The organism is Leeuwenhoekiella sp. NPDC079379, assembly GCF_044542075.1.
Taxonomy (GTDB): Bacteria; Bacteroidota; Bacteroidia; order Flavobacteriales; family Flavobacteriaceae; genus Leeuwenhoekiella.
This window is the reverse complement of the sequence record NZ_JBITTU010000001.1, coordinates 181,930-195,813: the sequence shown is the minus strand read 5'-3', so window position 1 is coordinate 195,813 and position 13,884 is coordinate 181,930. Positions and strand designations below refer to the sequence as shown.

Sequence of the window (13,884 nt, the reverse complement as noted above, 5' to 3'; positions counted from 1 at the left end):
TCTCAAGTTGTTTTACAATCTTTGTAACCAAGTTCATTATTTATTAAGTTATCAAGAAAGGCAGAGGGATTAGACCCATTGAAGCCTTAGCAACCCTCCTCTGGAGAAGGTGCTACGTTCTACTCTTATTTAGTAAGGGATAGATAACAAAAAAACAAGTCATTCTGGCTTTCCTTTTTTATTTTCTTGATACTATAATTGTTAGACCTTTCTAAATTAGAAAGCGTTATATAATGTTTGTAAATGTAGTTTAAGAGATTTATGAGTCAGAATAGTTTATATAAAGTTTTACAAGAACGCATCTTAGTTCTTGATGGCGCTATGGGAACAATGCTTCAGCGCTATAAATTCACTGAAGAAGATTTTCGTGGAGAGCGTTTTAAAGATTGGCCAAGCCCCGTACAGGGAAATAATGATCTATTGAGTCTTACCCAGCCACAGGCAATTGCAGATGTACATGCTCAATATTTTGAAGCAGGAGCAGATATTGTAGAAACAAATACTTTTAGCGGTACTACCATTGCCATGGCAGATTACGGTATGGAGGCGCTTGTATATGATTTAAACTACGAGTCTGCTAAAATTGCTAAAAAGGTTGCAGAAGAATTTACTGCAAAAGAACCACACAAACCCCGCTTTGTTGCAGGAGCTATGGGACCTACTAATAAGACTGCGAGTATGTCGCCAGATGTAAATGATCCCGGTTTTAGAGCAATTTCATTTAATGAGTTGCGTATAGCATATAGACAGCAAGCCGAGGCGCTTATAGATGGGGGTGTAGATATACTTCTAGTAGAAACCATATTTGATACACTTAACGCTAAAGCAGCCTTATTTGCTATTGAAGAACTAAAAGAAGAGCGCAGTATAGATATTCCGGTTATGGTAAGTGGTACGATAACAGATGCATCAGGTCGTACACTTTCTGGACAGACCGCAGAAGCTTTTCTAATTTCAATAGGGCATATGCCATTACTATCGGTGGGGTTTAATTGTGCTTTAGGAGCAGAGCAATTAACACCTTATTTAGAGGTTATCTCTAGCAAATCTGATTTTGCCGTGTCTGCATATCCTAATGCAGGATTGCCTAACGCATTTGGTGAATATGATGAGACAGCGCAGGAAATGGCTTCTCAAATTAAATCCTATTTAGACAAACAACTTATTAATATAGTAGGGGGTTGTTGTGGTACAACACCAGAGCACATACGCGCAATTGCAGAACTTGTAAAAAAGTATAAGCCAAGACCATTACCGGCTTTTAAAAAGGCACAATCAGCTTTATAATATAGTATTTATGAATAACGGATTAGAAGCAGCTGATACGACTAAAATAGCATTTAGGCCCTTAAAATTAAGTGGACTCGAACCTTTAATAATTACGCCCGAAAGTAATTTTGTAAATGTAGGAGAACGCACAAATGTAGCGGGGTCCCGCAGGTTTTTAAGGCTTATTAATGAAGAAAAATTTGATGAAGCCCTTACAATTGCAAGAGACCAGGTAGATAATGGTGCCCAGATTATAGACATCAATATGGACGATGGTCTAATAGATGGAAAAAAAGCAATGGTAACTTTTTTAAATCTAATTGCTGCAGAGCCAGATATCTCACGCGTACCTATAATGATAGACAGCTCAAAATGGGATATTATTGAAGCGGGTTTACAAGTGGTACAGGGTAAATGTGTTGTAAACTCCATAAGTTTAAAAGAAGGGGAAGCAGAGTTTATAGCACACGCAAAAAAAATAAAACGTTATGGTGCTGCAGTTGTGGTAATGGCATTTGACGAAGTAGGCCAGGCAGATAATTATGAGCGCAGATTAGAAATTACAAAACGTAGCTATGACATTCTGGTAGATCAGGTTAAGTTTCCGCCAGAAGATATCATTTTTGATTTAAATATTTTCCCGGTTGCCACCGGTATGGATGAGCATAAACTCAATGCCATAGATTTTATAGAAGCGACGCGATGGGTAAAGGCAAATCTTCCATTCGCCAGCGTGAGTGGTGGAGTGAGTAATGTATCGTTTAGTTTTAGAGGCAATGACACGGTACGTGAAGCAATGCACTCTGTATTTTTATACCACGCAATAAAAGCGGGTATGAATATAGGTATTGTAAATCCTAGTATGCTTGAGGTTTATGATGATATCCCAAAAGAACTTCTAGAGCATGTAGAGGATGTTATTTTAAACCGAAGAGACGATGCTACAGAACGACTTCTAGATCTTGCAGAAAGCGTAAAAGGAACTTCAAAAGAAAAGGTTGTTGATCTCTCGTGGAGGGAAGAACCACTTCAAAACCGAATCACAAGAGCGCTTGTTAAAGGTATTGACGCCTATATTCTTGAAGATATTGAAGAAGCACGCTTAGCTTCAGAGAAACCATTACACGTTATTGAAGGTCACTTAATGACGGGTATGAACGTTGTGGGAGATCTTTTTGGAAGCGGAAAAATGTTTTTACCTCAGGTTGTTAAATCAGCCCGCGTGATGAAAAAAGCAGTGGCTTACCTATTGCCTTATATCGAAGAAGAAAAGCTGAAAAACTCAGCCCCCCAGCCCCCTATGGGGGAGCAATACTGGCGAACGGCAGATCCATTATTATATAGTTTGCTAAAAGAGTACGCTCAAGGAATGCGCTATAATAACCCTACTGATGCCGAGAAGGTGCTATGGGAACATTTGAGTAATAAAAAACTTCAAGGTTACAAATTTAGAAGGCAGCACATAATCGGTAGATACATTGCAGATTTCGTCTGTCTTAAAGAGCGGTTGATAATTGAAATAGATGGTTTGATTCATCAACTTCCTCAAAATAAAGAAAATGATCACGTTCGCACAGAATGGCTCGAAGAACAGGGTTTTAAAGTAATTCGTTTTTCAAACAAGGAAGTTTTAGAAAACACAGAAGCGGTTTTAGAAAGCATTTTGCAGAAGATAACTACCAAAACTCCCCCTAAGGGGGAAAGGGGGGCAGGTTTGGTTCTAATGGCTACCGTGAAGGGTGATGTGCATGATATTGGTAAAAATATTGTAAGCGTTGTTTTAGCGTGTAATAACTACGAGATTATAGATATGGGGGTAATGGTACCGCCAGAAAGAATTATCGCTACAGCAAAAGAGCGCAACGTAGATATTATAGGCCTTAGTGGATTAATTACACCATCGCTAGATGAGATGGTATTTCTCGCAAAAGAGATGAAGCGTCAAAATTTTACAGTGCCCTTATTGATTGGGGGTGCTACAACAAGTAAAGCACATACTGCGGTTAAAATAGATCCCGAATATCCTGAAGCAGTTGTACATGTCAACGATGCCTCAAGAGCAGTGACTGTAGTTGGAGATTTGCTGAATCCTGAATCTAGATTGAAGTATAAAGCAGGTATTAAAGAAGATTATGCCTTGTTTAGAGATCGGTTTTTAACCCGTGGTAAGAAGCGTGATTTCTTAACCTTAGAACAAGCTAGAGCTAACAACTGGAAGTTAGACTGGGATTCTTTTGAAGCTTTTAAGCCCGCAGAATTAGGAATTCAGGTAATTGAAGAATTCGATTTAAACAAGCTTGTAGATTTTATAGACTGGTCACCATTTTTTAGAAGTTGGGATCTACACGGTAAATATCCCGATATTTTAGATGATGAAGTTGTGGGCGAGCAGGCACGAGAATTATTTGCCGATGCAAAAGTAATTTTAAAGCGCATTTTAGATGAAAAATTACTCACTGCAAAGGCGGTTTTTGGTCTTTTTGAAGCCAATACTGTTGATGATGATGATATTGAGATTGTCATTTCGGGAACTGGAGAAGAAAAAAGGAATTCTGTATTTAGAACCTTACGCCAACAAAGTAAAAAAGCATCTGGTAAGCCCAATATTGCACTTTCAGATTTTATAGCGCCTAAAGAAACTGGAAAACAGGATTATATAGGCTGTTTTTGCGTTACGGCAGGTTTTGGTACTCAGGAACTGGCTGAAAAGTATGAGGCAGAACACGATGATTACAACAGTATTATGGTAAAAGCACTGGCAGATCGTTTTGCTGAAGCTTTTGCTGAATATTTACACAAAGAAATACGCACAACATACTGGGGTTATGCAAGTGATGAAGCCTTGAGTAATATAGAATTGATTAAAGAGGAATACAAAGGAATACGCCCGGCTCCCGGATATCCTGCTTGTCCAGATCATTTAGAAAAGTTAACGATTTGGGATGTTCTTAATGTACATAAAAATATAGGGGTTGAACTAACCGAAAGTTTAGCTATGTGGCCTGCAGCATCAGTAAGTGGTTATTACTTTGCTAACCCCGAAGCACGCTATTTTGGCTTAGGGAAAATCAAAATGGATCAGGTTAAAGATTTTGCAGCGCGTAAAAATATTGAAGTAAGAATGGCAGAAAAATGGTTAAATCCTAATATCTCTGACGATTAAAGTGCGCTAGGGATTGAGCTCTTGCTGAAGCTCGTTGAAGCGATAGCGAAAACAGCGACGAGCGAAAGCCCGACCCGTAGGGTAGCGCCCAAAAAATAAATAGAATTGTTCAATTAAAAATACCCGAATAAAGTTTTCATACGAGAAAACAAGGGACATTATGAAAATTACAGACCACATAAAAGCAGCTAACGGGAAGACTTTATTTTCTTTTGAATTGATACCACCCAGAAAGGGTAAAAGTATTCAGGAATTGTATGATAACATAGACCCGTTGATGGAGTTTAAGCCGCCCTTTATTGATGTGACTACATCACGCGAGGAGTTTATTTATATAGAAAAAGACGGGCTTTTAGATAAAAAGGTAACACGTATGCGACCGGGTACTCTGGGTATTTGTGCATCTATAAAGCACAAGTACAACGTAGATACGGTACCACACGTATTATGTGGTGGTTTTACTAAGGAAGAAACTGAATATTTGCTGGTAGATTGTCATTTTCTAGATATACATAATGTAATGGCTTTGCGTGGTGATGCCATGAAAGAGCAACAATATTTTGAACCTACAAATGGGGGTCACGAGTATGCGTTAGGTCTTGTAGAGCAGATAGCAAAAATGAATAAAGGCAGATATCTTAATAATGTAGTTGAAACTTCTGGCTGTTCTGACTTTTGTATAGGTGTTGCCGGTTATCCTGAAAAGCATCTAGAAGCACCTTCTTTAAAAACAGACCTAAAAAGGCTTATTCAAAAAGTAGAAGCCGGGGCAGATTATGTGGTGACTCAGATGTTTTTTGATAATAAAAAATACTTTGAGTTTGTTGATTTAGTGCGTGCCGAAGGTATTGATATACCTATCATTCCGGGGATTAAGCCTATTGCTGTAAAACGTCATTTACAGTTGTTGCCGCAAGTTTTTAAAATAGATCTCCCGCAGGATCTAATTGATGCCGTAGATGATTGTAAATCAAATACAGAGGTTAGACAAGTAGGAATAGACTGGGCTATACAACAATCTAAAGAGCTTATGGAAGGTGGTGCTCCTGTATTGCATTACTATTCTATGGGTAAAAGTGATAATGTGCATGCGATTGCTTCTGCACTTTTTTAAGTGACGTGAGATCTTAAATAATTGCATACTTTTGCCGACATTCTTTTTTTAATGAAATATAAGTTACTGTTTTTACTTGTTTGTTCTTTTTCAGCATTTAGCCAGGAGGTAGAGCAAAAACCATATAGTTTAGATGCAAATTTTTTTTACGGAACCATCCTACAGCATAATAAAGATCTAGCACATTTAATAACAGGACATCCTACCGGAGTTATTCTAAGTTATAATCGCAGAACTTATGGCTTTAATGATTGGGAAGCACGTTACAATTATCCTGATTACGGATTTTCATTTATCGCACAAGATCAAAAAAACGAGTTTTTAGGAGAGAATTATGGTCTTTACGGTCATTTTAATTTTTATGCACTTAACAGAAAATTAATGTTGCGTATAGGTCAGGGGGTTGCCGTAACTACAAAGCCTTTTGATATAGATAAAAACTTTAGGAATAATGCATACGGCTCTACTTTACTGAGTTCAACGTATATCATGCTTAATTACAAGCAACCTAATATTATTGATAAAATAGGTTTACAGACAGGGATTTCATTAATTCACTATTCTAATGCAAATGTCAAATCGCCTAATGCCAGTACAAATTCTTTTACATTTAATCTAGGTCTTAATTACCAATTGTCTGACGAGGATGCTTTTCCGGGTTATATACCTAAAGTAAAAACCCGTTATTCTGAACCTATAAAATGGAATTTAGTTCTTAGATCTGGTATTAATGAAAGTGATTATATAGGTCTGGGGCAGCAGCCATTTTTAGTAGTTTCTACATTTTTAGATAAGCGCGTAACGCATAAGAGCAGTTTTCAGTTAGGAGCAGATTTATTTTTGAGTCCGTTTTTAAAAGACCAGATAGAGTTTGAAAGCATAGCTTTTAAGCGTTTTAACGTGAGTGGAGATGAAGATTGGAAGCGTGTAGGCGTTTTTGCAGGTCACGAACTGCATTTTAATAAAAACGCTTTTGTAAGTCAGATAGGGTATTATGCCTATTATGATTATGATTTTGAGGGAAGAGTTTATTTAAGAAACGGACTCAAAAGGTACTTCACACCAAAAATATTTGGTTCAATAACCTTGAAATCTCATTTTGCAAAAGCTGAGGCGGTAGAGTTTGGTATAGGGATACGGCCTTAATAATAGACTGTGTACTTCTTAAATTTTTCAGACTTAAATCCTTTTAAAAGGTAAGATAAACTGTCTGGAAGCTTCTTTTTATTCTTAATAAGCAAGACTGTATTAGAATCTTGCATCAGGTTTTTAAACCGTTGTACTTGCCCAGAATCACGAATGGGTAAATAGCTTTCTTTCCAACTATCTGTATCCTCAAACCGGGTATCTCGTTTAGACTCAAAATTAGTGTCATAAATTGTAATCACGTGATCTCCTAGATAAAAAGGTGCCGAAGACAAGAGGTTATCATAAACCAGCACTTTATAATCTGAAGTGGTGCGCTGTTGTTCTATAAAGGTATATTCAGGTTTAAGAGCGTTAATAATAGAGCTGTTTTGACTGCTAAAAGCGGTATAAATAAGTATGAGAAAACATAGCGTTCCTGTGATTAAATATAGAGATTGTGTAGTAGGATCTGCTTTAAATCTATAGATCATAAAATATCCAAATGCTACAATACCCAACAATAAGCTTATTGAAGAAAACCAATTAAAATCTAATTGAGGAATAAATGGGAAAGCTATGACAGCTATAAGTAGAATTGAAAGGGATATTATGAATACATAGTAATACTCTATTTTATTAATACGGGAATGATTAATAAATATACTACCAAAGTACATAGCTAGAAATGGATAAAAAGGAAGTATGTACAAAAGTAACTTTGAAGAAAACAAAGAAAATATGATTAATATCAAAAGTGCTGTAAAACCTGCGACTTGTGAAGGTTTGTCAACTTTGAGGATTTTTCTTTTCTTGTATATAGTTATCGCTATTGGTACTATCCAGGGTAATGCCAGAGCAGGAGCAATAAGTGCATAAAACCAAAAAGGTTTTGACCTATGAAAAGTTTCTGCATTTACGCTACGATCTATGATTTGCTCTTGTATAAAATAATCCCATAATTCTGGTTTGTTTATAACTATAGAAAGAAACCAGGATCCAGAAACCAGAAGCAGTAAAATAAGACCCGGTAGGGTATGAATTGAAAACTTCGGTTTTTCCCCGTTTACGATTTTATAACAAAAGATAAAAAGGGCAACTGGCAAGAATGATACGGGCCCTTTGGTTAGAAAAGCGATTCCTAAAATTGCATAGAAAAAATAGAGATAGTATGGTTTATTTTTTATTTTAAACTGAAGCCATAAGTAAACGCTAAAAATGATAAATGTCGTTAAATAGGCGTCTGTGGTTAAATTGCGGGTTGCAATGAGTACAATAGGAAAGCTGAAATAAATTAGCGAGGATGCTATTGCAGTTTTCTCATTTTTGAACCAAATAAGTACAATTTTATAAATCAGCAACAACTGAAAAATTAGGGCTAAGCTTAGAAAGAAACGTGCTCCATATTCTGTGTACCCAAATATTTTATAACCCAGAGCAGTTATTGCATACGTTACTGGTGGCTTGTGATAATGACCTATACCCAGCAAAGACGGATTTAAAAAATCATTGCTTAGAGCCATTTCACGGCCTATTTCTGCATAACGCGCTTCGCTACTCTCTGAAAGTCCCCAGCTGCCCTGACCTATATTCAATACGACAAAAAGAAAGAGAAGGACGAGATAAAATGACTTTTTCAAAATCGTGTTTTAAGAGTATCAAAATTGTAATTTTTTTATCGGTTTAAATTATAAAGAGATTATTTATTTAGGCAGATTTAATTTTTTACGTACTTCTAGATTTGATAAAATTTAGGCTACCTACTGCATTTAGCGTAATTTGCCGCACGATAAAATTTAAAAAATATTTTATCTTAAAAGTTTTAGATATGAGATTTTTCTGTGGGCTCTTTATTTTGGTGCTTGTTTCTTGCGGTTCAGACAATATTGGTGATTGTTTTGAGTCTCAGGGTGATGTTGTAGAGGTGTCTTATGAGCTTCCTCCTTTTACAAGGTTGCGCAGTGAGTCAGACGTTATTGTTTATTTAAAACAGGGGCCGGTACAAAAAGTAGTGCTCAAAACAGGAGAAAATATGCTTAGCGATGCCCAAATAGAAATAATTGACGGTAACCTGCTTAGGCTCAAAAATAACAAGCGATGTAATCTAGTTAGAGATTATGAGAACTTTATAGTATACGTTACTACACCTAATCTTACCGAAATACGCAACGCATCAGGGCAAGATATCATAGGTGAAGGAGTGCTTGATTTTCCTTCATTAACGTTGCTAAGTGATACTTCTTTTGATGCTGAAGGCGGTCCTGCTCGTAAGAGCGGTAATTTTTATTTAGAGCTAGAATCTACAAATATAGCTATACGCGCTAATGGTAAAAGTGTTTTTTATCTAAGCGGAAGTGCTCAGAGTTTAAATGTAAATTTTGCTAATGAGGGACCCAGACTTGAGTCTAGAGATTTGATCACCCAAAATGTTGTTATTTCTCAAACTTCAGCTAATAAAATGATCGTTAACCCGCAGGCGAGTATTAAAGGAACTATTTTTGGCACAGGAGATGTGATTTCAGCAAACAGACCGCCTGTTGTTGAGGTAGAACAGTTATATACAGGCCGTCTTATTTTTGAAGAATAACTCCACTTTATGAACTATTTTTTACTGGGATGCTTTTGTTTTTTTAGTCTTAGTTTTTACGCTCAGGACTTAGATTTTACGGGTAAAAAAAAGCCTATTACACTTGATGCTTCTTATTTCTACGGGACAATTTTAGAGCATAACCCAGATATAAATCATCTTATTACCGGGCACCCTACAGGCCTTATCTTAAGTTACAATCACAAAACCTATGGTTTTGAAGAATGGGAGCGCCGTTACAATTACCCCGACTATGGTTTCTCAATGATATATCAGGATTTAGATAATGAGTTTCTAAGTGAGAATGTAAGTTTGTATGGTCATTTTAACTTCTATTTCCTTAACCGTAATGCCTATTTTAGAATAGGGCAGGGTGTTGCTTTAGCCGGTAAACCCTACGATGCAGAAACAAATTATCAAAATAACGCATACGGTACAAAATTGTTGAGTTCAACGTATATAGCGCTTCAATACAATAAACAGAATATTTACAAAGGCTTTGGAGTAAATGCAGGGTTCACAGTAGTTCATTACAGCAATGCAAACCTGCGCGCGCCTAATAACAGTACAAATACATTTGCCTTCAATGTAGGTACAAACTACAATCTAGATTACGAGAATTTCCCAGACTACATACCAGAGGGAGAGCGCACAAAATATACCGAGCCTATACATTACAACTTGGTTTTGAGAGGTGGAGTAAATGAAAGTGATATTGTAGGTCAGGGTAGATTTCCATTTTTTGTAGTTTCTGCATTTGCAGACAAGCGTATTAATCATAAGAGTACATTAGTAGCCGGGACAGATGTATTTTTTGCGTATTTTTTTAAAGAGCTTATAAAACTTCAGGCGGCTTCTTTTCCTGAGCTAGGTGTGACGGGAGATGAAGATTGGAAACGTGTGGGTCTTTTTGTAGGTCACGAGTTGCGCTTCAATAAAATAGCATTTGTATCGCATTTGGGCTATTATATTTATTACCCATACGAGTTTGAAAACAGACTGTATAACCGCTTGGGATTAAAGCGTTATTTCACAGAAGATACATTTGCTTCGGTAACTGTAAAGGCACACGGAGCAAAAGCCGAAGGCGTAGAGTTTAGTGTGGGTTATCGTTTTTAAACTAAATTAGTGTCCTTTAGCTATTTCGGTCTAAAATTGTATTTTCACACTCAATAGAAAATGATAAAATTAAGACTTCTTTTAGCGCTGGCTTTTTTAATAACAAGCTGTAAAGATCTGGAGACTCAAAAAGTATCTTCAGATGTTTTAGTGCAGGAAGAACTTAAAACGATTAAAATGAATGAGGTTGAAGAATATCCCTCATTTGCCGTTTGCGATTCACTTAAGGATCAGGATTCAAGATATCAATGCTTTAAAGCAGAATTAGCACTCAATTTTCAACGCCAATTGTCTAATAAAACAATTATTGTTGAGACCGAATTGAATGATACTATCTGGCTGTATTTAAGTATAAGCGAGCGGGGAGATTTAAAAATTGAACGTGTTGAGATACCAGATACCATAGCACTACAATTGCCAGAATTAGAACTATGGTTAAAAGACAGCTTAGATTCGCTTCCCAAAATTACACCTGCTAATAAAAGAAGCATTCCTGTAAAAACCGCTTTTAAAATGCCGGTGTTAGTCAAAGTAGATTAGTTACTTTTTAAAAAACCTTCCTTTCCATTCAAATCTCCCGAACTGACTGGCAACTGCTACATAGACGGTAAAAAACGGGTAAACGAGCATAACCCATATATAATTTTTGAGTACTTTTTTTTGATCGAAAAGTATTGCGCTTAGATAGATGAGCGTAAAATCTAGTGTAAATTTTAGGAGTATTAAAAATCCTATTTGCTCTAGAAAGAAGAATCCCGCTAAAACAGAAAGGTTTCCAAAAAATACAAGAAACGAGGTAGCAATTGCAAAATTACTGGTATATGCAGATGCTTTTGCAGCCCAGCGTTTGCGCTGATGTAGAAGGTCATTCAGTGTTTTTTGAGTGGTTGTGAGAACCAGAGCTTCTTTAGTTTTTAAGTACACGACACCCTTAGAATTTGCTTTACTAAACTTCTGCATTAAAAATAAATCATCGCCACTAGCAATGTGATTTGTCTTCTCGTAACCGTTTAACTTTAGAAATTCGGTTTTAGAAAAAGCCAGATTTGCACCGTTACACATAAAAGCTTGGTTTAAACCAAAACTCCCAATCGTAGTGCCCTGTAAACTCAAAAAATCTAACTGTTGAAATGCATTTAGAATTCCTTTTTTGGGGAAGAATGAAACCGGTGCGGCTATAAATTGAATGTCCTTTTTTACAGCTAACCCATTAAATAGCGAGAGCCATAAAACGGGCACTTCGCAATCTGCATCGGTAGTTACAATCCAATCAAAAGCTGCGTGTGCGATGCCTTTAGTAAGTGCATCCTTTTTTGGTGATCCTGAAAACCGCTCGTTATCTAAGATTTTTAAAGGCAATTTGTGAGTCAAAAGAAAGGTTTCAATGATCTCAACAGAATTATCAGTTGAGGCGTCATTTATTAACAAAATTTCAAATCGAGCTTTAGGATATTGTAAAGCAGCTAATGATTTGAGTAAGCGTTCTAGATTTTCGGCCTCGTTTCTAAACGGAATTAGAATTGAAAAGCCGGTAGTTGTTATTTTATCTTGAGGTATATTATGTGAAGGAAGTTTAATAAAACCTACAACTAAAAGCGCAATTAGAAATACGTATAGGATTAAGATAGCTTCTAGAAGGATCACGCTTATTATGTTTAGCTTTGTGAAAGCTTCAAAGATGTAAAAAATTAAGTTTGAAATCAGAAAAAATCATTTTAGGAATTGACCCGGGAACTACCATTATGGGATTTGGTCTCATACGCGTTGTAAATAAAAAAATGGAGTTTATGCAGCTCAATGAGTTGATGCTTAAAAAGTATGATGATCCTTATGTAAAACTGAAGCTTATTTTTGAACGTACCATAGAGTTAATAGACACCTACCACCCCGATGAGATGGCACTGGAAGCTCCGTTTTTTGGAAAAAATGTGCAATCTATGCTTAAGCTGGGGCGTGCTCAGGGAGTGGCAATGGCTGCGGGCTTATCGCGTCAAATACCGGTAACAGAATACCTTCCTAAAAAAATAAAAATGGCAATTACCGGTAATGGTAATGCCAGTAAAGAGCAGGTTGCTAAAATGCTTCAAAGCCTGCTGGGGCTTAAAACTCTTCCTAAAAATTTAGACAGTACAGATGGTCTTGCTGCGGCGGTTTGTCATCATTTTAATTCGGGTCGTGTCGAAACTGGCAAGAGTTACACCGGTTGGGATGCTTTTGTAAAACAGAATGAGAAACGGGTAGTAGCTCGCAAACCTCTAAAGTGAGTTTAAATAATCGCTATGAAAACCAAAAATTCTTCAGATATAAATAAAACGAAACTTATAGCGGTAGAAGAACTGGGATTATACATTCATATCCCATTTTGTAAGCAAGCCTGCCACTATTGTGATTTTCATTTTTCTACTTCGTTGAGTAAAAAGCAAGAGCTTATTGATGCACTATGCGATGAGATTATTTTGAGAAAAGAGGAGATACCAGGTGTTCTAAAAACCATTTATTTTGGCGGGGGAACACCTAGTTTATTAGATGCTAAAGAGCTCGATCAGATTTTTAATACAATTCATTTGCATTTTAATGTAGCAGAAAACGCCGAAATTACCTTGGAAGCTAATCCAGATGATTTAACCGAAGACAAGCTAAAAATACTTTCACAATCACAAATAAACCGACTAAGCATTGGCGTTCAATCTTTTTTTGAAGAAGATTTAAAATTAATGAATCGTGCACATAATGCGGTTGAAGCTGTACAATCACTTAAACTGGCAAAACAATACTTTGACAATATTTCTATAGATCTTATTTACGGGATGCCAGATATGAGTAATGCCCGCTGGCAAGAAAATTTAAATAAAGCAATCGCATTAGAAATTCCCCATATATCGAGTTATGCACTTACGGTAGAGCCACATACAGCGCTTCAGAAATTTATAGAAAAGGGAATTGTCAAACCGGCAGATGATGCGGTTGCTCAGGCGCATTTTGAGATTTTAGTAGAATGTATGAATCAGGCCGGTTTTGAGAATTACGAGTTTTCAAATTTTGGCAAACCGGGATATTTTTCTCAAAACAACACCGCATATTGGACCGGGAAATCCTATCTGGGAGTTGGCCCTTCGGCACATAGTTACAATGGTGAGGTGCGCAGTTGGAATATTAATAATAACCCAAAGTACATTAAAGAAATCAAGGCCGGTAATTTAGCCATAGAACGGGAAATACTCTCGATAACAGATAAATATAACGAATATGTGATGACTGGTTTGCGTACAATCTGGGGAATTTCACTTCAAAAAATCGAAGAGTCTTTCGGTTTAAAATTTAAAGAATATGCCCTTCAGCAAGCACAAAAGCACATTGAAGCGCATCTTTTATTTAGAGATGAAGAGCAAATTGTAGTCACTAAAAAAGGAAAGTTTTTAAGTGACGGGCTGGCAAGTGATTTGTTTTTAATCAATCTTTAATAGGATAATAGTGTAACATTTTGCTAAAATTAGGACCTATAACGTT

The 13,884-nt window shown here is 36.6% G+C and carries 11 protein-coding genes and 1 riboswitch; of the genes, 9 read left to right on the top strand and 2 right to left on the bottom strand.

The window, feature by feature from the left end:
* Positions 1-45: 45 nt before the first annotated feature.
* Positions 46-150, top strand: a riboswitch (SAM riboswitch).
* Between the two features lie 111 nt (positions 151-261).
* From ACIGAM_RS00775 to ACIGAM_RS00760, 4 genes are all read left to right on the top strand, one after another.
* On the top strand, positions 262-1,287 hold the full coding sequence (locus tag ACIGAM_RS00775; RefSeq protein ID WP_396509574.1) for a homocysteine S-methyltransferase family protein: 1,026 nt from the start codon (positions 262-264) through the stop codon (positions 1,285-1,287).
* 10 nt (positions 1,288-1,297) lie between these two features.
* A complete protein-coding gene (locus ACIGAM_RS00770; RefSeq protein WP_396509573.1) occupies positions 1,298-4,432 on the top strand; it encodes a vitamin B12 dependent-methionine synthase activation domain-containing protein in 3,135 nt (1,044 codons plus the stop codon).
* 160 nt (positions 4,433-4,592) lie between these two features.
* Positions 4,593-5,546: a methylenetetrahydrofolate reductase [NAD(P)H] gene (gene metF / locus ACIGAM_RS00765; protein WP_396509572.1), complete on the top strand. Its 954-nt coding sequence runs from the start codon at positions 4,593-4,595 to the stop codon at positions 5,544-5,546.
* A 51-nt stretch (positions 5,547-5,597) separates the two neighbouring features.
* Positions 5,598-6,692 (top strand): acyloxyacyl hydrolase, encoded by a 1,095-nt coding sequence (locus ACIGAM_RS00760; protein ID WP_396509571.1) that lies wholly within the window; start codon positions 5,598-5,600, stop codon positions 6,690-6,692.
* Here ACIGAM_RS00760 and ACIGAM_RS00755 read toward each other — a convergent pair.
* Positions 6,689-8,311, bottom strand: coding sequence for an ArnT family glycosyltransferase (locus ACIGAM_RS00755; RefSeq protein WP_396509570.1), 1,623 nt, complete (start codon positions 8,309-8,311; stop codon positions 6,689-6,691). The two genes, ACIGAM_RS00760 and ACIGAM_RS00755, sit on opposite strands and share 4 nt — an antisense overlap.
* Positions 8,312-8,499: 188 nt before the next feature.
* Here ACIGAM_RS00755 and ACIGAM_RS00750 point away from each other — a divergent pair, with 188 nt between their 5' ends.
* From ACIGAM_RS00750 to ACIGAM_RS00740, 3 genes are read left to right on the top strand one after another with little or no spacing between them, the layout of a single operon-like run.
* Positions 8,500-9,258, top strand: coding sequence for a head GIN domain-containing protein (locus ACIGAM_RS00750; RefSeq protein WP_396509569.1), 759 nt, complete (start codon positions 8,500-8,502; stop codon positions 9,256-9,258).
* A 9-nt stretch (positions 9,259-9,267) separates the two neighbouring features.
* Positions 9,268-10,377: an acyloxyacyl hydrolase gene (locus tag ACIGAM_RS00745; RefSeq protein ID WP_396509568.1), complete on the top strand. Its 1,110-nt coding sequence runs from the start codon at positions 9,268-9,270 to the stop codon at positions 10,375-10,377.
* Positions 10,378-10,437: 60 nt separating this feature from the next.
* Positions 10,438-10,917 carry a hypothetical protein gene (locus tag ACIGAM_RS00740; RefSeq protein ID WP_396509567.1) on the top strand — a complete coding sequence of 160 codons (480 nt, stop codon included), beginning with the start codon at positions 10,438-10,440 and terminating at the stop codon, positions 10,915-10,917.
* On the opposite strand, the gene ACIGAM_RS00735 is transcribed toward ACIGAM_RS00740, so the two are convergent.
* On the bottom strand, positions 10,918-12,021 hold the full coding sequence (locus ACIGAM_RS00735; RefSeq protein ID WP_396509566.1) for a glycosyltransferase: 1,104 nt from the start codon (positions 12,019-12,021) through the stop codon (positions 10,918-10,920).
* Between the two features lie 50 nt (positions 12,022-12,071).
* Here ACIGAM_RS00735 and ruvC point away from each other — a divergent pair, with 50 nt between their 5' ends.
* Together ruvC and hemW are read left to right on the top strand one after the other, a co-directional pair.
* Positions 12,072-12,641, top strand: coding sequence for a crossover junction endodeoxyribonuclease RuvC (ruvC, locus tag ACIGAM_RS00730; RefSeq protein WP_396509565.1), 570 nt, complete (start codon positions 12,072-12,074; stop codon positions 12,639-12,641).
* Between the two features lie 15 nt (positions 12,642-12,656).
* Positions 12,657-13,838, top strand: a complete 1,182-nt coding sequence (hemW, locus tag ACIGAM_RS00725; RefSeq protein WP_396509564.1) for a radical SAM family heme chaperone HemW — start codon at positions 12,657-12,659, stop codon at positions 13,836-13,838.
* Positions 13,839-13,884: the final 46 nt, after the last annotated feature.